This window comes from Vreelandella sp. GE22 (genome assembly GCF_968212445.1).
In genome coordinates, this window is the sequence record NZ_OZ309110.1 from 1,401,556 (window position 1) to 1,422,054 (window position 20,499).

Sequence of the window (20,499 nt, forward strand, 5' to 3'; positions counted from 1 at the left end):
GTGTTCATGGCAGTAACTCAAAGCGCTTGGCTCACCCTTATCGGCTGGGGCGAGAGTGGCACAGCGGGGCTCACCGCGGCAAGCCGGGCAAAGCTTGACGCCGCCGAGGTGGTGTTTGGCGCGCGCCGCCACCTGCGCCTGCTACCGCCGCTCGATGGTGAAGTGCGCGAGTGGCCGGTGCCGTTTGCCGATGGCGTTCCGGCGCTTCTGGCCGAACGCGGCCGCCGGGTGGTCATGCTGGTCTCCAACGACCCGTTCTGGTTTGGCGCGGGCACTTCGCTTGCCCGCCATCTGGCACCCAACGAGTGGCAGGCGCTGCCCGCACCCTCGACCTTCAGCCTGGCCGCGGCGCGCCTTGGCTGGGGCCTTGAGCGCTGCACCTGCCTGGGCCTTCATGCCACGCCGCTCACGCGCATTCGCCGCCATCTTCAGCCCGGCCAGCGCCTTATCGTGCTGTTACGTGACGCCGCCGCAGTGGCCGAGCTTGCCGCACTGATAACACGCTTTGGCTTTGCGGATTCCCGGTTTACCGTGCTGGAAGCGCTGGGTGGTGATGCCGAGCGCGTTCGCGTAATTGATGTAAGCAGCGTACCGGGCGATATCGCCCATCCCGTGGCGGTCGCGCTTGAGGTTGCGGGGCCGGGCCCGGCGCTGCCGCTCACGCCCGGTTTGGCGGACACCTTCTTCGAGCACGACGGCCAGATCACCAAGCAGGCGGCGCGCGCGCTCACGCTGGCCGCGCTGGCGCCGCGCCCGGGTGAGCGGCTGTGGGATATCGGCGCCGGTTCCGGGTCGATCGCTATCGAGTGGCTGTTGGCGCACCCGGAGAACCAAGCCATTGGCTTTGAGCAGCACCCAGCGCGCGCCGCGCGAGCGCGCCGAAACGCCGAGAACCTGGGCGTCGACTGGCTGGAAGTGAAAGAGGGCAAAGCGTTTGAGGCGTTGCACCAGGCGCCGCTGCCCGACGCAGTGTTCATCGGCGGCGGGCTAACCCAGGCACTGCTGGAAGCGCTTTGGGAGCGGCTGCCGCAAGGCGCCCGCGTGGTGGCCAACGCCGTAACGCTGGAGTCCGAAGCGCTGCTGGCCCACTGGCACGCCCAGGCAGGGGGCGAATTAATGCGCATCGAGCTTTCAAGCGCCGCGCCCATTGGCACCCGCCGGGGATGGAAGGCGAGCTACCCGCTCGTTCAGTGGCGAGTGGTGCGCTAGGTGGCGGGCCAACACGCGCCGCGCGTGGCGGGCTTCGGCTTTCAAAGCGCGGCCACACTCGTTTCGCTTGGCCAAGCGCTTGATCAACTCATCGAGCGCTTCGGCTCGGTCCAGGCACTGGCCGCCACTCACAGCAAGCAGGCGCTGGTGCAGGCGCTTGGCCGCGAGCGTCAGCTTTCGGTACACGTCGTGGCCGACGATGAGCTGCCAGATGCCGCCACGCTCACCCAATCCGCGCGCAGCTTACAGGCCTGGGGCACGGGCAGCGTGGCGGAAGCCGTGGCGCTGCTCGCCGCCGGGCCCGGCGCGTGCCTTTTAGGCCCCCGGCTTATTTCAGACGACAGACGGGCCACCGCCGCACTCGCGCAAGCGATGGTTCTACAACGCCCAGGAGTTACCCCATGACCGTCCATTTCATCGGCGCGGGCCCCGGCGCGCCGGATTTACTCACGCTGCGCGGGCGCGATTTGATCGCCGCCTGCCCGGTGTGCCTGTATGCAGGCTCGCTGGTGCCCGACGAAATTCTCGCCCACTGCCCGCCAGGCGCGCGTATCGTCAACACCGCGCCGCTCTCGCTTGACGACATCATGGCCGAGATCCAGCGCGCCCACACGCAAGGCCAGGACGTTGCCCGGCTGCATTCCGGCGATCTATCCGTGTGGTCGGCCATGGGCGAGCAGCTACGCCGCCTGCGCGCGCTCGATATTCCCTATAGCGTAACCCCCGGCGTGCCCGCGTTCGCCGCCGCCGCCGCGACCCTAGGCCAGGAGCTGACACTGCCCGGCGTGGCGCAGTCCGTGGTGCTGACCCGCACGCCAGGCCGGGCAAGCGCCATGCCGGAAGGTGAAACCCTTAAAAACTTTGCCCTCAGCGGCGCAACCTTGGCGATTCACCTTTCCGTGCATAACCTGGCCGAGGTAGTCGCGCAGCTAACGCCGTATTACGGCCCTGAGTGCCCAGTGGCGATTGTCTGGCGGGCCAGCTGGCCGGACGAGCGGATACTGCGCGGGCGCCTTGCCAACATTGAAGCGCAAATGGATGACGCCCTACAGCGCACCGGCTTGATACTCGTCGGCCCGGTGCTGGAAAGCGACGACTTTCAAGAGAGCAGCCTTTACGCCGTGGGGTACGACCGTCGCTTTCGCCCGCAATCCGCAGATTCGCCTTTCGCAAACGGTGAGGGCGAGCCGTGATCTCGCTCTCGCTGATCGGCATAGGCACCGGCAACCCGGACCACGTGACGCTGGCCGCCGTGCGCGCGCTGAACGCGGCGGACGTGGTGCTGCTCCCCCACAAGGGCGAGGCCAAAGCGGATTTGATCGACCTGCGCCGCCTGCTCTGCGACGAGCTGCTGGAAAGCGGTAGCGCAACCAACATCATCGAGTTCGACCTGCCCACCCGCGACGGGCAGGCACCGTACCTGGGCGCAGTGAACGACTGGCACGCCGCGATTGCCGCCGTGTGGGCGAAGCTTTTAGACGAGTACCTGCCCCGCGGCGGCCAGGCCGCCATGCTGGTATGGGGCGACCCCTCGCTTTATGACAGCAGCCTGCGCATCGCCAAACGCTTGTTGGACGGCGGGCGAGAGGTGGCCGTCAACGTCGTGCCCGGCATCACTAGCCTTCAGGTGCTCACCGCCGAGCATAAAATCCCGCTCAACGCCTTGGCCGCTTCCATCCACATCACCACCGGCCGCCGCCTGCGCGACCACGGCTGGCCCGAAGGCGCCGCCACGGTCGCCGTTATGCTCGACAGCGGCGGGGCGTTCACCGCGATAGACCAGCAGGAGACTTACATCTGGTGGGGCGCGTACCTGGGGATGGAGAAGCAGTGCCTGATAGGGGGACGGCTATCTGAGGTGAGCGAACAAATCATCGCACGCCGCGCCGAGCTTCGCGCAACCCACGGCTGGATCATGGACTGCTATCTACTAGCCCGAGAGCCGCTTTTATAAGCCGGTAGGAATGTGGAAGGTTTTTCCATAAAATAGCTTTGTATACCTACTTCAAATGAAGGAGAACGCCATGAGCTTCTACGTCTACCTATCCGGCGAGATTCACACCGACTGGCGCGACGAGATCCAGCGCGGCGCAGAGGCCGCCGGGCTGGACATCGTCTTCACCGCCCCGGTCACCGACCACGACGCCAGTGACGCCGCCGGCGACCACTTGGGCGTGCCGGAAAACGGCTTCTGGCGCGATCACCAGTCCTCCAAGGTCAATGCCATCCACACCCGCACGATGATCGAGCAAGCCGATTTGGTCGTTGTGCGCTTCGGCGACAAGTACAAGCAGTGGAACGCCGCGTTTGATGCGGGCTACTGCTCGGCGCTGACCAAGCCCTATATCACCCTGCATGCTGAGGAGATCGTTCACCCGCTGAAAGAAGTGGATGCCGGAGCGCAGGCCTGGTGTACCACTACCGAGCAGGTCGTCGAAACACTCAAGTACGTACTTAAGGCTTAAGTCAGATCCAGAAATCCCCTGCAGGTCTTATGGCCTGCAGACCCGCATTACCCAAATCAGCCACCACCGCCCCCGTAGGAGCACGCTTCAGCGCGCGACGATTACGCCACAGTAGCCTGCAACTCGTAGCGCGGCGTAACGATTTGGCGAGGCACGAGGCAATAAGGCACCCGCGAAGGGCAGCGCCAGCTGCCCCGATACTGCCACTGTCCTCACTTCTCGCCATAAAATTACCTCAAGCTAATTCCCCGTCATCCCTACGAAAGCATCACCTGCTCGAATTTCACGCAGGCCTACGACTTATTGCTGAACGCCGTCATGAAATTACCACGTGACCGAAGGTGAATTTGCAAATAGAGTATGATTTAAACCAATATAACGAGTGGGCACTTGAATAATGAATATGCTGCCTTTTTTTGAGAAATTATATAAAACAGTGAGTTACGATTAGTTTTTGGGCTGTATAACATCAATGAATGTGCTGGCGCTTTTATTGGTGTTATGTGGTTAGGCAGATAATCACTGTTATATTTTTTCATAGGAGCAAGCTTTGAGCTACGAATCGAAAGTCTTTAATGTAATGATAGCTTCGCCGGGAGATGTAGCGTCGGAACGAACAATTGTTCGAGACGTTATATATGAATGGAATGCCGTTCATTCTCAGCGGAGAAATATTGTATTGCTGCCTGTAGGGTGGGAAACACATTCTTCTCCTGAAATGGGACAGTCTCCACAAGATATAATAAATGACCAAGTTTTAGAGCGATGTGATCTTCTTATTGGTGTTTTTTGGACGCGAATAGGAACACCAACATCAGAGTATGCTAGCGGAACAGTGGAAGAAATCGAAAAGCACATGTCTTTAGAAAAACCGACGATGTTGTATTTTTCTTCACAGCCTGCCGCTTTAGATGATGTTGATAACGAGCAATACTTGCAATTAAAGCAGTTCAAAAAATCATGTCAAAGTAGAGGGCTTTACGAAAGCTATGATAGCCACTCTGGTTTTCGTGACAAATTCTATCGCCAAATCCAATTGAAAATAAATAATCATCCGCTATTCCAAGTCGAAGGTTTTAAACAAGAAAACCAAATTATCGAGCCAAGCTCTAGATTACCCGACATTTCTGGAGAGGCCAGAATACTGCTTAAGGGGGCCAGTCAAGATAAAAATGGAACCATAATGCATCTTCGGTTCTTAGGCGGAACAGATATTCAAACAAATGGAAAGAATTTTATAGAGTCAAACGAAAGAAGAGAAGTCGCTAGGTGGGAGGCTGCTATAGAAGAGCTTTGTAATAACGACCTTCTAGTAGAAAGAGGTCATAAAGGCGAGATATATGAAATATCAAACTTGGGTTATCAAGTGGCGGATATGATTCAGCTATGAACATAAAAAACGTAAGTAGTCGGAAAATTTACTCGCCGTCGCTCCTAATTTCCGCTGTTACGAACGTTATAAACCAGAGCTAACCCAATGAAAATTGATGGATTAAAGATAAAAAATGGCGAGCAGGTAAGGATTGGTAAATTTACTGTTCTCATAGGACCTAATAATGTTGGTAAGTCTCAAACACTTAAAGATATTCATAGTAAATTTATAAAGCAGGATGGGATTGAGGCGACTCTTTTGGAGTCATTGCAATTTGACGAAAAACCTAGCTTCGATTTTTTCTTAACCGGCTTAGAGGTAAGGCCTCATCAGCGTAACGTTGGTATGGAAGAGGTGCGTGGAATCACATCAAAACTTAATCAAAGTGAGAGCATGGGCTTTCACAGAGCTCATATTGAACAAGAGTACGCTGAAAAAGGCATCAGTGCGCTATTCGGAAATCTAGCCCAGTTTAGAGTGTCATATTTGGATGCAGAGTCCAGACTTAATATAGCTAAAACATCGCCGTCTGCAAATTTACACAAAGTTCCCCCGGAGAACCTGCTCCAGGCATTGTATGGCGCTAGCAGCGAGATTGAAAAACAGTTAAGAGGGGCTTTTAAGGATGTTTTTGGTAAAGATATTAAGTTGGATTACAGTGGTCTAACGGAGCTAGTATTTAGAGTGGCTGATAACTTTAAAGATGTGCCGGAAGATCCAAGAATGGCTTCTCCATACTTTGATGCCCATGCCATTTTAGATGACCAAGGTGATGGGTTTAGAAGCTTTGTTGGTGTTGTTCTAAGCTTGCTACTTTCGCATGACCGCATAGTTCTGCTGGATGAGCCTGAAGCTTTTTTGCACCCGGCACAGTCAAGACAACTTGGGTATTGGATGGCTCGACATATAGAGAGGGTTCCAGGGCAAGTGATAATATCGACGCATAATTCAAATTTTATTGCCGGGATACTAGCCGCAAACCATCCAGTAGACATATATAGATTAAATAGACACGGAAATAATACTAGCTTTAACCAGATTCCTCCCGAATCCACAGAGCTATTAGCGAAGTCGCCAATACTCTCGAGTCAGCGTGTATTAGAGTCGTTGTTTCATAAAGGTGTTGTAGTTTGTGAGGCTGATTCGGACCGAATTATTTATAGCACTGTTGCAAATGTTGATTTGTCGACTCAAGAAGTTCTGTTTATTCATGCGCACAATAAACAGACTGTGCATTTGGTTTTAGAGTTGCTAAGTAAGGCTAATGTGCCTTGTTGTGGAATTGTTGATATCGACGTGCTAAATGGCAAGGATGATCTCAATAGAATACTGTCGGCTCTTGGGAAAGATCATGTTAATTCTGATCAACAAAATACAATGAAAGACTTGGCTGTAGAAATCGAATCTGGAAGTGATTTAACAGCTTTGAAATCTATTAAACAGTCTATTGAAGAGTTTCTAAATCAGCTCAATAAAAATGCGCATACGTTTTCCGGGGCTAGGGGGGCAATAAATAGAATAAAAAAAGATTCCAGTAAATGGTCAACGGTCAAGACTGGTGGGGTTAAGGTATTAAATGATGCTCTCGAAGCCAGAGTCAATAAATTGGTCCTTGAACTCTCAGAGTGTGGGGTCTTTGTGGTACCCGTTGGAGAGCTTGAAGGCTGGATTGATTTAGGTGAGGTCAAGAAGAATAATTGGATCGTTCCAGCCTTGGAGCACTTGGCTAAAAACGGTTCGCCTCAGCCACTAAAAAAATTCATTGGTAGCGTCGTTGATCACCTTAATGGTTTATAACAAAGCACTGCAAACGGATAGATTATTCGCTTCGCTCACAATCTACCGTGAGCGCGGCGTTAGGGCTTATCGTAATGCCCTCCAATGGCGAAAACGTATATGGATATGTCATCGAATCGGTATATGAGCCTGTCTTTCTGTGAAATGCGCCGTGACCATAGGCCTGATAAGTTGTGTTTCAGCGGTTCAGGTTTGCCTATTCCCGTGGATGGGTCGTCGGAGCGGAGCATTTCTTTCAGCAGTTTGCAGAGCGCCTTGTGAAGCTTCTTGTCTTTCTCTCGCATCGTTTCATAGGCTTCCCAAGTGCTGCCCTCAAATACCAGTGATCTCATTCAGCTGCTCATCATTCGGTATGTATCCTTGGCCACGGCTGTGAGTATCGAGAGAGGTCGCAATCTGCTGCATCAGGTCTCGGTTTTGAAGAACATGCAGGGTTTCCTGTTCTCTTTCCCAGTCTTCAGCACTCATAATGACGAAAGCCTGTCCAGCGCGACGGGTCACCTTGAGAGGTTCATGGTTGTTAACAACCTGTTCGACAAGGCTTTTCAGGTTGTCTCTGAACTTGTTTACACTGATGATATCCATAATTCCACCCTTACGTACGGAAACTCCGTACAACTGTATCGCAACAGCCCTAACAAGACCAGTCATGGCTACGTCTACCACATTGCGGCTTTGCCTCCATTTTGTTTTCTCAGAAGGCATCACATCCCGCCACGATCGGTAGCGCTATAAGATCTATATCATTCTCAGAGCACTACCCTTATTCCAACATTCAAACTACCCAAGGCGATCCAGCGATCTTATGACGAGAAAAACATTAGGCTTGAAGGTCAAAAGGCAGCCAGAAGCCACGCCGGCCGATGAGCCCGCCGAGCAGTTCCCCGATGAACCCGAAAAACGCTTTCTAAACGGCGTCGCCATCCATCCTTCCCCGCGCATTGGTTTAGAGGCTGGTTCCAGCCAGCGCAGCGTGCGGGCGATGGATTTAATCACGCCCATCGGCATGGGCCAGCGGGGTTTGATTGTCGCACCGCCAGGTTCTGGCAAAACGACGATGCTCAAGCATATTTGCCAGGCCGTGGCCGAGGCGCACCCAAACATCAAGCTGTACGCCTTGCTGATCGACGAGCGCCCGGAAGAGGTGACGGACTTCAAGCGCAGCGTCACGGCCGAGGTGCATGCCTCGTCATCAGACGAAACCTACACCCACCACGTGCGCATGGCCGACCAGCTCTTGGCTAATGCGCGCAAGCAAGCGGGCGAAGGCCACGATGTAATGATCGTGATCGACTCATTAACCAGGCTTTCGCGCGTGCATAACGCCGAGCAGCGGGGCAATGGCCGCACGATGTCCGGCGGGCTGGATAGCCGGGCGATGGAAATTCCGCGTAAGCTGTTTGGCGCGGCGCGAAAGATCGAAAACGGTGGATCGCTCACCATTCTGGCCACTGTGCTGGTGGATACGGGCAGCCGGATGGATCAGGTGATTTTCGAGGAGTTCAAGGGCACGGGTAATATGGAGCTGGTGTTATCCCGCGATGTGGCCAGCCAGCGGATTTTCCCGGCGATCGATATTGCCAAAAGCAGTACCCGCCGGGAAGAGCTGTTGATCGATGCAAAAGATATTGAAAAAGTACGTACGCTGCGTCGCGCGTTGACCCAGCTTAAGCCAGTCGAGGGCGCGCAGAAGCTGCTTACGCTGTTGGAGAAATACCCCACCAACGCCGAGCTATTGGATGCATTTGTCCCTGTTTGATTTTAAAAGAGGGCGCTGACCGCCACAGGGCTTACCCGGCTTTTGCCAAAGCGGCTTTTATAGCAAAATATCGAGTAGAGAAGCTCACCGTTTATACGTTCAAGCGGTGAGCTTCCTGGTCACGTGTTAGCGTTTGCTTTTTTTAACGTGGTTCAAGTTGGAAGCGGGGACGGCTTTGTTAACAGGAAAGCCTTCGATTTCCCTGCGCTCGATCACCGCATTCAAGCGCCGCTCGATAGCGCACAGGTTCTTGAAGTCGCTGATGTCGACCAGCGAGATGGCTTCACCCGAGGCGCTTGCCCGGCCGGTGCGGCCAATGCGGTGGATGTAGTCTTCGGGCTGAAACGGTAAATCGTAGTTCACCACGCGGCTCAGCTCATCGATATCCAACCCCCGTGCGGCCACGCCGGTGGCGACCAGGTACTTGAGCTCGCCGGATTTGAACTGCGCCAACACGCTTTCGCGCATCGCCTGGCTTCGCCCGCCGTGAATGGAATCCGCCTTGATGCCACGTTTTTCCAGCTGGGCTACAAGCTTGGCCGCGCTGTGTTTTTTCTCGACGAAAATCAGCGCCTGATCCCACGCGTTCTCGTTGATCAAATGGCTCAGCAGAGCAGACTTGGTGTCCTTATCGACCGTGATGAGCCACTGCTTGATATTCGCGGCGGCGCGGACATTGGGCGTAATGGAGATATCCGCCGCCAGGTCGGTCATCTTGCTGTCGCTAAAGCCGTAGGCCAGCGCGCGCACGTCACCGCTCATGGTGGCGGAAAACAGCAGGTTCTGACGGTTTTCCGGCAGGCGGACGATGATCTTGTGAATGTCATCGACAAAGCCCATGTCGACCATTCGGTCCGCTTCGTCCAGCACCAGCGCTTCGAGTTCATCGAAGTGCACCGCACGCTGGTGGGCCAAATCCAACAGCCGGCCAGGTGTGGCGACCAGAATATCGACCCCTTCGATCAAGCGCTCTTTTTGCGGGGCGGTATCCACGCCGCCGTACACGGCCATCGACGTTAAATCCAGGTGTTTGGCGTATTGCGCCACGTTGGCTTCGACCTGAATCGCAAGCTCTCGGGTGGGCACCAAAATCAACGCGCGTACACGTTTGCCGCGCAGCGGTCCCGCGTTGCTGAACCGTTCAAGCAGCGGCAGCACGAAAGCGCCGGTTTTGCCGGTGCCGGTCTGCGCGGTGGCGATCAGGTCTTTACCCGAGAGAATGGCGGGAATCGCTTGTTCCTGAATGGGCGTGGGCGTTTGGTAACCGAGGTCGGTAATCGCTTGAACCAGCGGGCTGGATAAGCCGAGTTTTGCAAAGGGCATGGGAAGCTCTGACGATGTGTCGTAAAAGGGGCGAAAATAAAAAAGTGGTGCAGTATAACGGAAAAGCCGCCATTCGATGTTCAAAGTGTGAAAGGGTAACCTTTCAGGAACCACACCGCTGATTTACTGGCGGCAGGCTTCATCTTGTTTAGGCAGGTCATCCTTTATGGCCTCTATTTCCAGGCGCCTGTTAGCTAGACGCTTTTTCAGCCTGTGGTTTTCAGTTTTAGGTAGCGCCAATGGCCGGCTTTTCGGTATCGCGTGGCTTTTTCCTGGTGAGGCCTTGGCTCGCCAAGGTTAGCTGAAACGCACATGAAACTGACGGTATAAATGGTGGGGGATAGGATATTGGACGAGTTGGCCGATGGTCTTTTAAAAACGGTGCTCCGATTATTCGGCGTCGTGGTGCGCACGCTGATTTGGCTAATCTGGGAGCTGTTTTTTATGACGCTGGCTTGGTATATCGGTTGGCCGATATGTCGAGCACTCACGCTTGGCCACTCCCCCCGGCAATTCATCACGGATGAGGATGAAGCGTCCGATTTAGCGCATACCACGGTATCGTTGGTGGGTCTGCTGGCGTTATTAGGGGCAGCCACCGTGATCGCCAAGCTGGTCGGCTCTGGCTGATCTGGCTGGTAGAAAAGGGCGGCAGGCTGGCAAAAGAAACGGATGGGGAGCGAGAGTGCAACAAAACGACTATGTTCTGGGCGGCCAGTACGAAGTGATCACTACCTCCCATGAAATGCGTATGTCGCTCTGGGTCTACTCGCCGGTCGTGGTGGAATGCGCCACGCAGAAGGCTGTGCTCGATCTCTCGGGTAGCCGGTGGGATCTGCGGCGGGTTACCGAGGGGGAAGGGCGAATCATCATGATGCTTGCGCGCTACCCGGAGGGCGACCGGGAGTACCTCATCGAGGTGGACCCGGCCAAAGCGACCGCCGTCGTTGAGGGCGTCGCGCATCCGCTTGCTGATATCGAAACCGCTTTAAACGCTATCGCCTAGCGGTTGCGCCCTTCATTACCAGCCACAGGCATCACGCACTGGGCCAATCATCGTTTCGATACCATCGACATTGAAGTCCATCGCGATGGGCTCGCCCTCGGTCGGGGTGACGGTCATGCTCAGCGTTTGCGTACCGAACAGGCTTTCAATGAAGGAAGTGGCGTCTTCACTTTCCCAGAAGCCTACCGCGTGGCCGTCATCGATGGCTTCCATCGCGTAGCTCTCGGGTTCGTGGTCGTCCAGCTGTAGCGTAACGTCGTCGTATTCGTAGGTACCGCTTTCGTCCTGATCGAACAGGTTGAAGTAGGCCACGGTAGTGTCCTCGAAGCAGCGAAAAACGACCGTGGGCACCGCGAGCCCGGTAGCATGGGTTTTGAGCACGACGAAGTGTAAATCCAGCTCGTCGTCATGGTGCTCTTCCGTTTCCCATTGCGACGTGGCAGGGGCGTCTTGCGCCAGGCCCATACAGGGTGAAAGGAGGAGCATGGCCAGCAGCAGTGTCTTGTCGATGTTCATTCTCTATCCTTTGAATACTTGTTGGCGAACCTGAGGCGGTCACCGCTCGTTCGAAATAGACGATAGCATGGTGAGCGCTGAGGGAGATGTTGCGTTCGAAAAACGAGCTGTAACGTATGGCCACTCGAAAACCATTCAATGACAAGGTTGTGTCACGATGATCACTTGCCACGTGAAGTACGTCATCGATCCTAAAAAGGTCAATGAATTCGAAAAGTACGCCAGAATGTGGATCCCGCTGGTCGAGAAATTTGGCGGCCAACACAACGGTTATTACTTGCCGGCGGAAGGGACCAATAACATCGCGCTGGCCCTGTTCACCTTCGAAAGCCTGGCGGCTTACGAGCAGTATCGGATCGACTCGTTGAATGATCCTGAGTGCATCAAGGCGTTCGAGTTTGCCGAGCAAGTCGATTGCATCGTTAGCTACGAGCGCAGTTTTTTCAGGCCCGTACTGGGCTAGTGGGTAGAAGCTGTTTCTCTCCCGGCAGGTTTTGAAAAGTGAATAAGTAACCACGGCGAAGTGAGGACGGCCTCACCGCTCGATTTTCGTTAGGGGACGGCCCCAGCGTTTGAGAGACGTGCATGAGTTGGATCATTTTGTTTATCGCAGGGCTTCTGGAAGTGGGCTGGGCCATTGGATTGAAGTACTCCGAGGGCTTTACGAAGCTTTGGCCCACCGTTTGGACGCTGTTCTCGCTGGTGGTGAGCTTTCTACTGCTGGGCCTGGCGCTTAAAACCCTGCCCGTGGGTACCGCCTACGCTATCTGGGTGGGTATCGGGGCGGTGGGCACGGCGCTGCTGGGTATCTTCCTGTTCGGTGAGCCTACCGGCACGCTCAAGCTGGTGAGTTTGTCGCTGATCGTGGCCGGTCTTGTCGGGCTCAAGCTTTCCAGTGCCTAAAAGGGGGATACGAACGGGCGCGGGAAAGGCGACTCAATCGCTACCGTGCTCCAGCGCCTCTGCGTCGATTTCCTGGTAAGCCTGTTCGGAAGAGTCGTGATGCTTTGCGGATTCAAACGTCTTCAGTAGCGACCATTGATAAAGCGGGGTGCCGGGGTGTTGGCTGAACTGGCGCACGCCGTAAATCTCGAACGTAAAAGGCCCGGGCCCGAACAAATCCGCGTTTTCGGCGTGTTTTTTAGCGACGACCAGTAAAACCTCACCGCCGGACTCGAAAAGGCGATGGTCCCGAACCGTAATCGCGCCGGAGAAAATCCGGTGGTCGAGCCAGGTGAACGTATCGCGATCCGCTGCCGGCATGATGCCAAGCTCATCGTTGGGCAGGCGAATGAAGAAGGTGAGCGTATGGTTGCTATAGGACATGTTCCTGTCATATACCGACGCAATGACGTAATCCGGGCGGCTGTTTTGGTTGAGATCGATACGGTTGACGCCTTCCCTTAACTCGATCTGCGAAAAGGCCAGGGCAGGCGTGCTAAAAAGCGCCGCCAGCAGGCAAAGCAGCCGCTTAATCATTGGCCGCTCTGATCAGTCGAAAACCGATATCGGGCATGCCAAACCCCGGCGAATGCACGTCGCAGCCGGATAACACGTCTTTTACGGCTTGCTCAAAACTGCCACCGCAAACGTAATACATGGGCACTCCCTGGGCGTAGTGATTTCTTTCGTCGATCCACTCCGCCGCGTTACCGCTCATATCGTAAAGATCCAACGCATTGGAGTGCAGGGAGGCTACAGGCAGTGTTCCCGAGCCGGAACCGTCTTGCGTGGGGAAATTGGCGACCGCTTCCGGTTGTGGGCTACCGGCATGCGGGTAGCCGTAGGAGCCGTCCGCAAGCCCTTCATGAGCGCCTCTTGCAGCCACATGCCACTCGACCATATCCGGTAAACGGTAGCCAGATGCTTCAGGCGCTCTTTTTATAGCGGAGCTGTCGTCACTTTCCGGTATCGCTTTTAGCGGCTCCCCCTCAAAGTTGAGGTAGTAGGGAGATAGCCCCTGGTGCTCGCTCAACGCGTTGGCAAACATCATGGCGTCCCACCAGGTAACATTCACGGCGGGGTGGTGGCCTTCATCCTTATCATCCGGCCGGCAACCGCCAGGGGTGGCGCCATTGCAGGCATCGCCGAGTGCGTAACCGTGTTGGAGGGCCCAGGGCTGCACTTCTCGGTAGAGCTGGTACGGCACTTCCGTTTTCATTATCCAGAAGGAGGCGGTGGAAAGGTTGGTGTTGTCTGTGTAGTTTTCATCACCGAATACCGTGCCGACGTAGAAGCTACCGCCATTGACTTTAGCCTCATCCGGTAAGTGAAGGCTATTCTGTGCAAGCGCCGGTGTGCTCAAAAGAAAGCACAAAATCCCCATGGCATTTTTCAAACCCGTGTCCTCGTATTCAGTACTGCTTAGCCATTTTTAAACATCTTTTTTGAGCCAGTTATCCTATTGATTGATATTTTTCTTTACAAGAAATGGCTAATACATTTTCTCACGACAGGCCAATCCGGACACTATCTGGCCTTTTCCACGTTTGCTGTTGGCTTATCAGGTATCCCGAGCTACCGCGCCTATGAAAATGACGGACGCAAGTTTTTGCGTTTTCGGGTGAACGGGCTCGCGCATTTCGAGTAATTGAAACCCACTGGCGGAAAACAGGCTCACCCAGCTTTCAAGCGTTCTAAAGTACCAGGGCGCCGGGTCGCTAAAATCGGCGCCGAAACCCGCCCAGGAACCTTCACGCCAGCCATCGGCGTAGGGCGTAACGTCGACCGCTACGGGGTGCAGCGTTTGTACGATGAAAACGCCCCCGGGAGTCAGAAGCGCGGGGGCGGCGCGCAACAGTGCATCGACCGATTCCTTACCCAGCAACGAGAAATTGCAAACGACCGCATCGAAGCGCTCCTCGATCGCGCCCGCCGCAATCGCTTCATAGGATGAAACACGAAAGTGCCCATTACCCGCGGCCTGGGCCTTCTCGATGAGCGCGGGCACGACATCGACCCCCACCCGGTGCGCTACGTGGGGCGCGAGTTCACGTACGAGCCACCCCTCACCGCACCCGATATCGAGCACGGATTCGGGCGACCGGCTTAGAACGGCCTCGACGACGGCCTGATCGGTGACCAGCTTACGGCTTTCGATATGCCCGTTGCGTATCACATCGGTCCAGGGTGAGGCGTTCTTCTCCCAGGAATCGACGATTTTTTCATCACTAAAGGGGTTCATGGAGCCATCCATAGGGCGTGGTGTAGATGCATCGAGTGTATCAATAAACTGATTTTGGCAATTAATTTGACTTGGCTCGCGCGGCCGCGCGTTCCAAAAGCACCGGCCCGCTGCCTACTTCGGCCAGTTCATCCTCCGGGTTGTAAAGCGGGCAGTTGGTCATACTCAGACACCCACACCCGATGCAGCTGCTCAGGCTGTTGCGCAGCGTTTGCAGGTACGCGATGCGGCCATCCAGCATGCGCTGCCAGCGCTCGGAAAGTTGCTGCCAGTCTTCTACCGTGGGCGTGCGGCCATGGGGGAGCGACTCAAAGGCCTGCTTGATCTCCTCCAAGCTCACGCCGACTTTCTGTGCGGCCTTGATAACTGAAATGCGCCTGAGTACTTCGGGCTTGTAGCGGCGCTGGTTGCCCGCGTTACGCCAACTTTGAATCAGCCCTTGCTGTTCGTAGAAGTGCAGGGCACTCACGTTAATGCCGCAGCGCTTGGCGACCTTGCCGACGCTCCAGGTTGCTTCTGCCATGCTTGCCCCCGGTGTTCTCTTTGTTCAAAAAGTGCTTTACCTCAACTTGGGTTGAGGTTTTAACCTTTTACCCGAACCCACGCAAGGAGAAACACCATGTATCTTGAACACGTTAATTTGGTGGTCGCGAATATGGACGCCACGTTGGATTTTTACCGCGCTGCTTTTCCTCATTGGCGCATACGCGATGAAGGGCAGGGCGAATGGTACGGCAAGCCACGCAAGTGGGTGCATTTTGGCGACGACCACCACTACCTGGCGCTGAGCGACCACGGAGAAGGTAAGAACCGGGCGCTTGAAGGCCACAGCGTGGGGCTTGCTCATTTTGCCTACGTGACCGAACACCTGGATGCCTTGGTAGCACGGTTGAATAACGTGGGGTATTCCGTTGCCAAACCGGGGGCTACCGAGCCATTTCGTAAAAACGCTTACTTCGTCGACCCGGCCGGGTTCGAAGTAGAGTTCGTCGAGTATCTAAGCGATATTCCCGCCGAGCGCAATTTGAACCGCGACGCTCTTTAATAGGCTGAACCGGGTATTTAACAGAGCCTTGAACGAGCCGTATGTATGATCTTTCGATTGCCTATGAAAGGCGCTTCAAGAAGGGCGCGCCGTTTAGAAGCGGCAGCGCCTAACCAATAGAGAACAACCATGCCTAAAGTAACGCTAGAAGGATTTATCACCGTGCCGGCAGCCGAGCTTGAAGCTTTCAAGGAAGCGCTTGTCACGCATAAAACGCTAACGCTTGCGGAGCCGGGGTGCCTCATCTTTGAGGTCATTCAGGATCAATCCGACCCTTGTCGTTTTAAGGTGTTCGAGGCGTTTATCGACCGCGTCGCGTTTGATTACCACCAGCGCCGCGTGGCCACCTCCGATTGGGGAAAGCAGACGCGCAATGCTGTGCGCCATTATGAGATAGTTGAATAGGTGAGTATTCATTAGTTTATAAGCGCTTGAAGCGTCATTTGGGTGAAGGGCATGTGGATCTGTGAAACAAGTAGGCTGGTAATACGGACATTGTCCTTAAGCGATACAGAGGAGCTGACCAAAATTTTGAGCGATCCTGCCGTCATGGAATACTCGATTCGTGGCGTTTGCGATGAGGTTATGACGCGCCGCTTTATCGAGTGGTGTCTAGAAAGTTACGAGATGCACGGAATCGGGCCTTGGGCGTTAATTGAAAAGGATACGAATAGGCTGATCGGCTTTTGCGGCGTTGGCCCGGAAGAGGTCAATGGTGTCGAGGAAATTAGCCTTGGGTACCGGCTCGCTACGCAGTATTGGAATAGAGGCTTTGCATCCGAGGCTGCCAAAGCAGTGTTAGCTTACGCCTTTGAAATGAAGTCGCTCCCCTCGGTAGTAACGCTGATCGAACCCGAGCATGGGGCATCGCAAAAGGTCGCCTTTAAGGTAGGTTTTACGCATTACGAGCTGCATGAATTTCACGGACGTGAAGTGAGAATGTACCGGCAGACGTTGGCGCAGTGGTATCCAGGCAGGGCTGCCAGCAGTTGAATGACTACAGCGGCATCCAGGTAGGAAGTATGTTTATGAGAACTTTAGATGGCGTTTTTTATCCAGTGAATGCTGGAAGCACGCAAATGCTGGAAAAACATCAATCAGGATAGACATGTGAAACTTGAATTTGAAAATTACGACGAGTTGCTTGCCCTTCATAAAAGCTTGATGGCGGTCAAGTTCGATCCTGACTCGTATTTACTCGAAGCTCAGGGAAGCCCCTATACGGCTTCTTTGGCATTCAAGGTTTTCGATTTGCTAGTATGTTTCTCTCGTATAGACAACGGAGAAAGTCAGGCTCAGCAATGGCTGGCTTGGCAAGTGGCGGATGAGAAAAGGCTCGAGACTCAACTTTTGATGAGACGGGTAGCCGAATTTTCATGGTGGTCAGAGGCTAATGCTGATCAGCGAAAAGGTTTCGTGGTTGATTTCATGGCCCCGCTCAAGCTACAGGTCGATTGTCTTGAAAGAATCGTTCATCAAGTTTGAATAAATAGAGAGCAGCCTACTCAAGGGCGCTGGTATTGAAGATATTCGTGCATTGGCGGATTAGAGCGCTCGGAAGCCCATATTTAAGGGTTATTAAAGTTAATTAAAATTAAGGTAGGTGTTAGGTATTTCTTAAAGATCCGAACCGCTCTTCGAGGAAGTCCGCATGGCACAATATTTCGCCGATACCGGCGTTGGCGAACGCTACGATCAATACCGCCCGAAAGTTCATTCTGCGCTCTTCGATATCCTGAAGCGGCATTTGCCCGTTGAGAACTTTAGTCGGGTCGTGGACGTTGCGTGCGGTACGGGCGACTCCACTTTGGCTTTGCTGGATATTGGTAGAGACGTCTTGGGGATCGACTCTTCTGAGGAGATGCTGGCCATAGCGAAGCGCCGTGGCCTGACCGTGAGGCAAGCGGATTACACCGAGCTACCCCAACATGGCCATTTCGATCTCATCTCGACGTGTATGGCATTTCACTGGTTCGATGGTTCGATGGTGCGCGGGCTTTGGATGCCTATAAAGCTGCCTCTAACCCTGGGGCCGTGTGGATTATCTATAATTTTGCCTTCGCGGGTCACTCCACGTCCGCTCGGTTCAACGAATGGTTCCAGGGGGAGTATTTGAAGCGTTACCCCTCACCGCCGCGGGTTCGATACGAGGACATGAAGCTGGCAGACGACCAACAACTTTCCCTGCTGGCGAGTGAGAATGGCTGGCTGCCGATCTCATTTACGCTCGAATCACTGATCGGTTATCTCACTACGCAATCGAATATCGAAGAGGCCGTACGACGGGGCAGGGCGTTGGATTCAATAGTGGCTGAATTACGCGAAGGCCTTTCTAATATCGACCTTAACGGCGTATTTCAATACGCTTACTCTTACGAAATACTGCAGTACGAGGCTCGATGATAAAAAAGCACTTCGTAGCGTTGCTGAGTATCAAGACCCCGCGAGGTGAAACGTGCACTATCTGGAAGTAGGCGCTGGTGAAATGGTAATCCCCCCGAAAAATAACCGCGGTGATAAGTGGAATTTTGTAACCTGAACAGACAGGAGATTCCACATGCGAAAATCACGTTTTACCGACAGCCAGATCATGGCGATTCTGAAGCAAGCCGAGAACGGCGTGCCGGTTCCTGAACTTTGCCGCGAGCACGGTATGAGCAGTGCCACGTTTTATAAATGGCGTTCGAAGTATGGCGGTATGGACGCGTCCATGATGAAGCGCCTCAAGGACCTGGAAGACGAAAACCGTCGGCTCAAGAAGATGTACGCCGAAGAGCGCTTGAAATCCGAGCTTCGCCAGGAGGCCCTTGAGGGAAAGTGGTAAAGCCATCTCAACGCCGAGAGATGGCAATAAATGCAGTTGATGCCGATCGCTGCAGTGTACGGCTGGCCTGTGTGGCCTTTGGTATCAGTGAGACCTGTTATCGCTACCGGGCAAAGCTGAGCCATGAGAACGCGGTGATTGCCGACTGGCTGGTGCGTTTAACCCATAACCAGCGTAACTGGGGTTTTGGGCTGTGTTACCTGTATCTGCGTAACGTGAAGGGCTTCGGCTGGAACCATAAGCGCATCTACCGGATTTACCGGGAACTGGAGCTTAACCTGCGGATCAAGCCCAGGAAGCGACTGGTGCGGAAAAAGCCGGAACCCCTGTCGGTACCGCAGGCTCTGAACGGCTGTTGGTCTATGGACTTCATGCACGACCAGTTGGCAGATGGCCGAACGTATCGGTTGTTCAACGTGCTCGATGACTACAACCGGGAAGGTCTGATCATCGATGCAGACTTCTCGCTGTCGGCAGAGCGCGTAATACGCTCTCTCACGCAGTTGATCGAATGGCGCGGCAAGCCAAAAGCCATTCGCTGTGACAACGGCCCGGAATACATCAGCGGTAAGCTCGTTACCTGAGCAAGGCAGGAAGGCATTGAACTTCGATACATCCAGCCGGGGAATCCGCAGCAGAATGCTTATGTTGAACGTTACAACCGAACGGTACGCTATGACTGGCTGAGCCATTACCTGTTCAACTCGATCAGTGAGGTTCAGGACTTTGCCACACGCTGGCTTTGGACTTACAACCACGAACGACCGAATATGGCATTGGGTGGAATGACACCGAAACAAAAGGTAGCCATGGCTGCCTAGACGCCTCTACTTATCGCCCCGGTTATAAATGGGGAGATTACCAAATGTCTATCGAGCTATTGCTTGAAGCGGACCCTTCCGAGCAGGTTATTGCCTCCTACCTGCGCGAAGCCAGGGGCAATTATCGTGTTACAAAAGGAGAGAGCGTTGTTGATTAGCGAGTCCGTTGAGTTAAGGCTGCTCGGCATGGAACATCGGGATGAGGTATTCGAGCTGGTCGATCAAAACCGGGCGCATTTGCGCGCGTGGCTGCCCTGGATCGATGCCAATCAGTCGCCCGCGAACACCGAAGCTTTTTTAACGTCGGTTATTAAGCAGTACGAGGCGGGCAAGGGCCCGCAGTACGGGGTTTTTTATAATGGGTCGGCCTGCGGCGTATGCGGCTTTCATCCCTTCGATACGACGAACCGCCGGGCGGGTATCGGGTACTGGATGAGCGAGAGCTATACAGGCAAAGGCATCATGACCCAGGCCGTTAAAGCGCTGGTCGACGTCGGTTTTCGCGAACACGGCTTGAACCGCATCGAAATTGCCTGCGCGACGGAAAACGTCAAAAGCCGGGCCATTGCCGAGCGGCTGGCGTTCACGTTCGAGGGCGTCCTGCGCGAGCGTGAGTATCTTTACGGCCACTATGTCGACCACGCCATTTATTCAATGCTGGCCCGCGAGTTCGCTACTAACGATAAGCGTTAACCCGACTGGGCGTCATGAAAAGGGATTGCCTGTGAAGGTTACCTGCCACTGTGGAAATGTCGAAATCACCGCCGCTCACTTTCCGGAAGAGATCGGCCAGTGTAACTGTTCGATTTGCCGCCGGTATGCGGCGCTCTGGGCTTACTATTCACCCAACCTGGTCACGATAAACTGTCGCCATTCAAAGACGGTGTTCTATAGCTGGGGGGATAAAGAAGCCGAATTTCATTGGTGCACGACGTGCGGTTGTACTACTCATTACCAAACCACCGAGCGGTGTGATGAATCCATCGTCGCTATCAATATGCGCCTCGCGGATGAGGCCAGCGTTGCGGAAATACCTGTAAGGAACATCAACGGCGCAGCATCCTAAACGACTGTACTACGGCGTTTGCGACCCACTGGCGACCGCCTATCAATGCCCAAATGCCTCCACCGCGAAGTCGATGAAGCTGCGCAGCTTGGGCGAGCGGTAGTGGTCCTGA

28 protein-coding genes and 1 pseudogene are annotated in these 20,499 nt (G+C 54.5%); 21 read left to right on the top strand and 8 right to left on the bottom strand.

Going from position 1 to position 20,499, the window contains the following annotated elements; all coding sequences use genetic code 11:
* Positions 1-6 precede the first annotated feature (6 nt).
* From cbiE to ACWHRL_RS06620, 7 genes are all read left to right on the top strand, one after another.
* The gene (gene cbiE, locus ACWHRL_RS06590; protein WP_447895725.1) at positions 7-1,209 is read left to right on the top strand and encodes a precorrin-6y C5,15-methyltransferase (decarboxylating) subunit CbiE; all 1,203 of its coding nucleotides are present in this window, start codon (positions 7-9) and stop codon (positions 1,207-1,209) included.
* Positions 1,210-1,614: a cobalamin biosynthesis protein gene (locus ACWHRL_RS06595; RefSeq protein WP_447895726.1), complete on the top strand. Its 405-nt coding sequence runs from the start codon at positions 1,210-1,212 to the stop codon at positions 1,612-1,614.
* Entirely contained in the window at positions 1,611-2,402 is a 792-nt protein-coding gene (gene cobM, locus ACWHRL_RS06600) for a precorrin-4 C(11)-methyltransferase (protein WP_447895727.1), read from the top strand. The genes ACWHRL_RS06595 and cobM overlap by 4 nt, the downstream gene beginning before the upstream one ends.
* A complete protein-coding gene (cobF, locus tag ACWHRL_RS06605; protein WP_447895728.1) occupies positions 2,399-3,163 on the top strand; it encodes a precorrin-6A synthase (deacetylating) in 765 nt (254 codons plus the stop codon). The genes cobM and cobF overlap by 4 nt, the downstream gene beginning before the upstream one ends.
* A gap of 70 nt (positions 3,164-3,233) precedes the next feature.
* Positions 3,234-3,674, top strand: coding sequence for a YtoQ family protein (locus ACWHRL_RS06610; protein ID WP_447895729.1), 441 nt, complete (start codon positions 3,234-3,236; stop codon positions 3,672-3,674).
* 550 nt (positions 3,675-4,224) lie between these two features.
* The gene (locus tag ACWHRL_RS06615) at positions 4,225-5,064 is read left to right on the top strand and encodes a hypothetical protein (protein ID WP_447895730.1); all 840 of its coding nucleotides are present in this window, start codon (positions 4,225-4,227) and stop codon (positions 5,062-5,064) included.
* A gap of 87 nt (positions 5,065-5,151) precedes the next feature.
* On the top strand, positions 5,152-6,843 hold the full coding sequence (locus tag ACWHRL_RS06620) for an ATP-dependent nuclease (RefSeq protein WP_447895731.1): 1,692 nt from the start codon (positions 5,152-5,154) through the stop codon (positions 6,841-6,843).
* Between the two features lie 59 nt (positions 6,844-6,902).
* On the opposite strand, the gene ACWHRL_RS06625 is transcribed toward ACWHRL_RS06620, so the two are convergent.
* On the bottom strand, positions 6,903-7,175 hold the full coding sequence (locus ACWHRL_RS06625) for a Txe/YoeB family addiction module toxin (protein WP_447895732.1): 273 nt from the start codon (positions 7,173-7,175) through the stop codon (positions 6,903-6,905).
* Positions 7,156-7,428 (bottom strand): type II toxin-antitoxin system Phd/YefM family antitoxin, encoded by a 273-nt coding sequence (locus ACWHRL_RS06630; RefSeq protein ID WP_447895733.1) that lies wholly within the window; start codon positions 7,426-7,428, stop codon positions 7,156-7,158. The genes ACWHRL_RS06625 and ACWHRL_RS06630 overlap by 20 nt, the downstream gene beginning before the upstream one ends.
* A gap of 220 nt (positions 7,429-7,648) precedes the next feature.
* On the opposite strand from ACWHRL_RS06630, the gene rho reads away from it, so the two are divergent.
* Complete coding sequence (gene rho, locus ACWHRL_RS06635; protein WP_447895734.1) at positions 7,649-8,602, top strand: transcription termination factor Rho; 954 nt, start codon at positions 7,649-7,651, stop codon at positions 8,600-8,602.
* A gap of 126 nt (positions 8,603-8,728) precedes the next feature.
* On the opposite strand, the gene ACWHRL_RS06640 is transcribed toward rho, so the two are convergent.
* The gene (locus ACWHRL_RS06640; protein WP_447895735.1) at positions 8,729-9,925 is read right to left on the bottom strand and encodes a DEAD/DEAH box helicase; all 1,197 of its coding nucleotides are present in this window, start codon (positions 9,923-9,925) and stop codon (positions 8,729-8,731) included.
* A gap of 348 nt (positions 9,926-10,273) precedes the next feature.
* On the opposite strand from ACWHRL_RS06640, the gene ACWHRL_RS06645 reads away from it, so the two are divergent.
* Positions 10,274-10,555: a hypothetical protein gene (locus tag ACWHRL_RS06645; protein WP_447895736.1), complete on the top strand. Its 282-nt coding sequence runs from the start codon at positions 10,274-10,276 to the stop codon at positions 10,553-10,555.
* 55 nt (positions 10,556-10,610) lie between these two features.
* Positions 10,611-10,931 carry a hypothetical protein gene (locus ACWHRL_RS06650; protein WP_447895737.1) on the top strand — a complete coding sequence of 107 codons (321 nt, stop codon included), beginning with the start codon at positions 10,611-10,613 and terminating at the stop codon, positions 10,929-10,931.
* A gap of 15 nt (positions 10,932-10,946) precedes the next feature.
* Here ACWHRL_RS06650 and ACWHRL_RS06655 read toward each other — a convergent pair whose 3' ends face one another.
* Positions 10,947-11,447 (bottom strand): hypothetical protein, encoded by a 501-nt coding sequence (locus ACWHRL_RS06655; RefSeq protein ID WP_447895738.1) that lies wholly within the window; start codon positions 11,445-11,447, stop codon positions 10,947-10,949.
* 157 nt (positions 11,448-11,604) lie between these two features.
* Between ACWHRL_RS06655 and ACWHRL_RS06660 the strand changes: the two genes are divergently transcribed.
* Positions 11,605-11,910 carry an NIPSNAP family protein gene (locus tag ACWHRL_RS06660; RefSeq protein WP_447895739.1) on the top strand — a complete coding sequence of 102 codons (306 nt, stop codon included), beginning with the start codon at positions 11,605-11,607 and terminating at the stop codon, positions 11,908-11,910.
* 122 nt (positions 11,911-12,032) lie between these two features.
* Positions 12,033-12,350: a quaternary ammonium compound efflux SMR transporter SugE gene (sugE, locus tag ACWHRL_RS06665; RefSeq protein ID WP_447528455.1), complete on the top strand. Its 318-nt coding sequence runs from the start codon at positions 12,033-12,035 to the stop codon at positions 12,348-12,350.
* 33 nt (positions 12,351-12,383) lie between these two features.
* Here the strand turns inward: sugE and ACWHRL_RS06670 are convergent, their stop codons facing one another.
* The 4 genes from ACWHRL_RS06670 to soxR all read right to left on the bottom strand — a co-directional run bounded on the left by ACWHRL_RS06670 (position 12,384) and on the right by soxR (position 15,154).
* A complete protein-coding gene (locus ACWHRL_RS06670) occupies positions 12,384-12,926 on the bottom strand; it encodes a carbapenem self-resistance protein CarG family protein (RefSeq protein WP_447895740.1) in 543 nt (180 codons plus the stop codon).
* Positions 12,919-13,785, bottom strand: coding sequence for an SUMF1/EgtB/PvdO family nonheme iron enzyme (locus ACWHRL_RS06675; protein ID WP_447895741.1), 867 nt, complete (start codon positions 13,783-13,785; stop codon positions 12,919-12,921). The genes ACWHRL_RS06670 and ACWHRL_RS06675 overlap by 8 nt, the downstream gene beginning before the upstream one ends.
* A gap of 165 nt (positions 13,786-13,950) precedes the next feature.
* The gene (locus ACWHRL_RS06680; RefSeq protein ID WP_447895742.1) at positions 13,951-14,631 is read right to left on the bottom strand and encodes a class I SAM-dependent methyltransferase; all 681 of its coding nucleotides are present in this window, start codon (positions 14,629-14,631) and stop codon (positions 13,951-13,953) included.
* A 61-nt stretch (positions 14,632-14,692) separates the two neighbouring features.
* Positions 14,693-15,154 carry a redox-sensitive transcriptional activator SoxR gene (gene soxR / locus ACWHRL_RS06685; RefSeq protein ID WP_447895743.1) on the bottom strand — a complete coding sequence of 154 codons (462 nt, stop codon included), beginning with the start codon at positions 15,152-15,154 and terminating at the stop codon, positions 14,693-14,695.
* A 96-nt stretch (positions 15,155-15,250) separates the two neighbouring features.
* On the opposite strand from soxR, the gene ACWHRL_RS06690 reads away from it, so the two are divergent.
* From ACWHRL_RS06690 to ACWHRL_RS06730, 9 genes and pseudogenes are all read left to right on the top strand, one after another.
* Positions 15,251-15,676: a VOC family protein gene (locus ACWHRL_RS06690; protein ID WP_447895744.1), complete on the top strand. Its 426-nt coding sequence runs from the start codon at positions 15,251-15,253 to the stop codon at positions 15,674-15,676.
* A gap of 129 nt (positions 15,677-15,805) precedes the next feature.
* The gene (locus ACWHRL_RS06695) at positions 15,806-16,081 is read left to right on the top strand and encodes a putative quinol monooxygenase (protein WP_447895745.1); all 276 of its coding nucleotides are present in this window, start codon (positions 15,806-15,808) and stop codon (positions 16,079-16,081) included.
* A 51-nt stretch (positions 16,082-16,132) separates the two neighbouring features.
* The gene (locus ACWHRL_RS06700; protein ID WP_447895746.1) at positions 16,133-16,669 is read left to right on the top strand and encodes a GNAT family N-acetyltransferase; all 537 of its coding nucleotides are present in this window, start codon (positions 16,133-16,135) and stop codon (positions 16,667-16,669) included.
* 117 nt (positions 16,670-16,786) lie between these two features.
* Entirely contained in the window at positions 16,787-17,161 is a 375-nt protein-coding gene (locus ACWHRL_RS06705; protein WP_447895747.1) for a hypothetical protein, read from the top strand.
* A gap of 166 nt (positions 17,162-17,327) precedes the next feature.
* Positions 17,328-17,792: a class I SAM-dependent DNA methyltransferase gene (locus tag ACWHRL_RS06710; protein ID WP_447895748.1), complete on the top strand. Its 465-nt coding sequence runs from the start codon at positions 17,328-17,330 to the stop codon at positions 17,790-17,792.
* Between the two features lie 38 nt (positions 17,793-17,830).
* On the top strand, positions 17,831-18,079 hold the full coding sequence (locus ACWHRL_RS06715) for a hypothetical protein (protein WP_447895749.1): 249 nt from the start codon (positions 17,831-17,833) through the stop codon (positions 18,077-18,079).
* Positions 18,080-18,233: 154 nt separating this feature from the next.
* Positions 18,234-19,321: pseudogene (locus ACWHRL_RS06720) on the top strand (IS3 family transposase).
* A gap of 126 nt (positions 19,322-19,447) precedes the next feature.
* Entirely contained in the window at positions 19,448-20,014 is a 567-nt protein-coding gene (locus ACWHRL_RS06725) for a GNAT family N-acetyltransferase (protein ID WP_447895751.1), read from the top strand.
* Entirely contained in the window at positions 19,953-20,387 is a 435-nt protein-coding gene (locus tag ACWHRL_RS06730; RefSeq protein WP_447895752.1) for a GFA family protein, read from the top strand. The genes ACWHRL_RS06725 and ACWHRL_RS06730 overlap by 62 nt, the downstream gene beginning before the upstream one ends.
* The last annotated feature ends 112 nt before the right edge of the window (positions 20,388-20,499 follow it).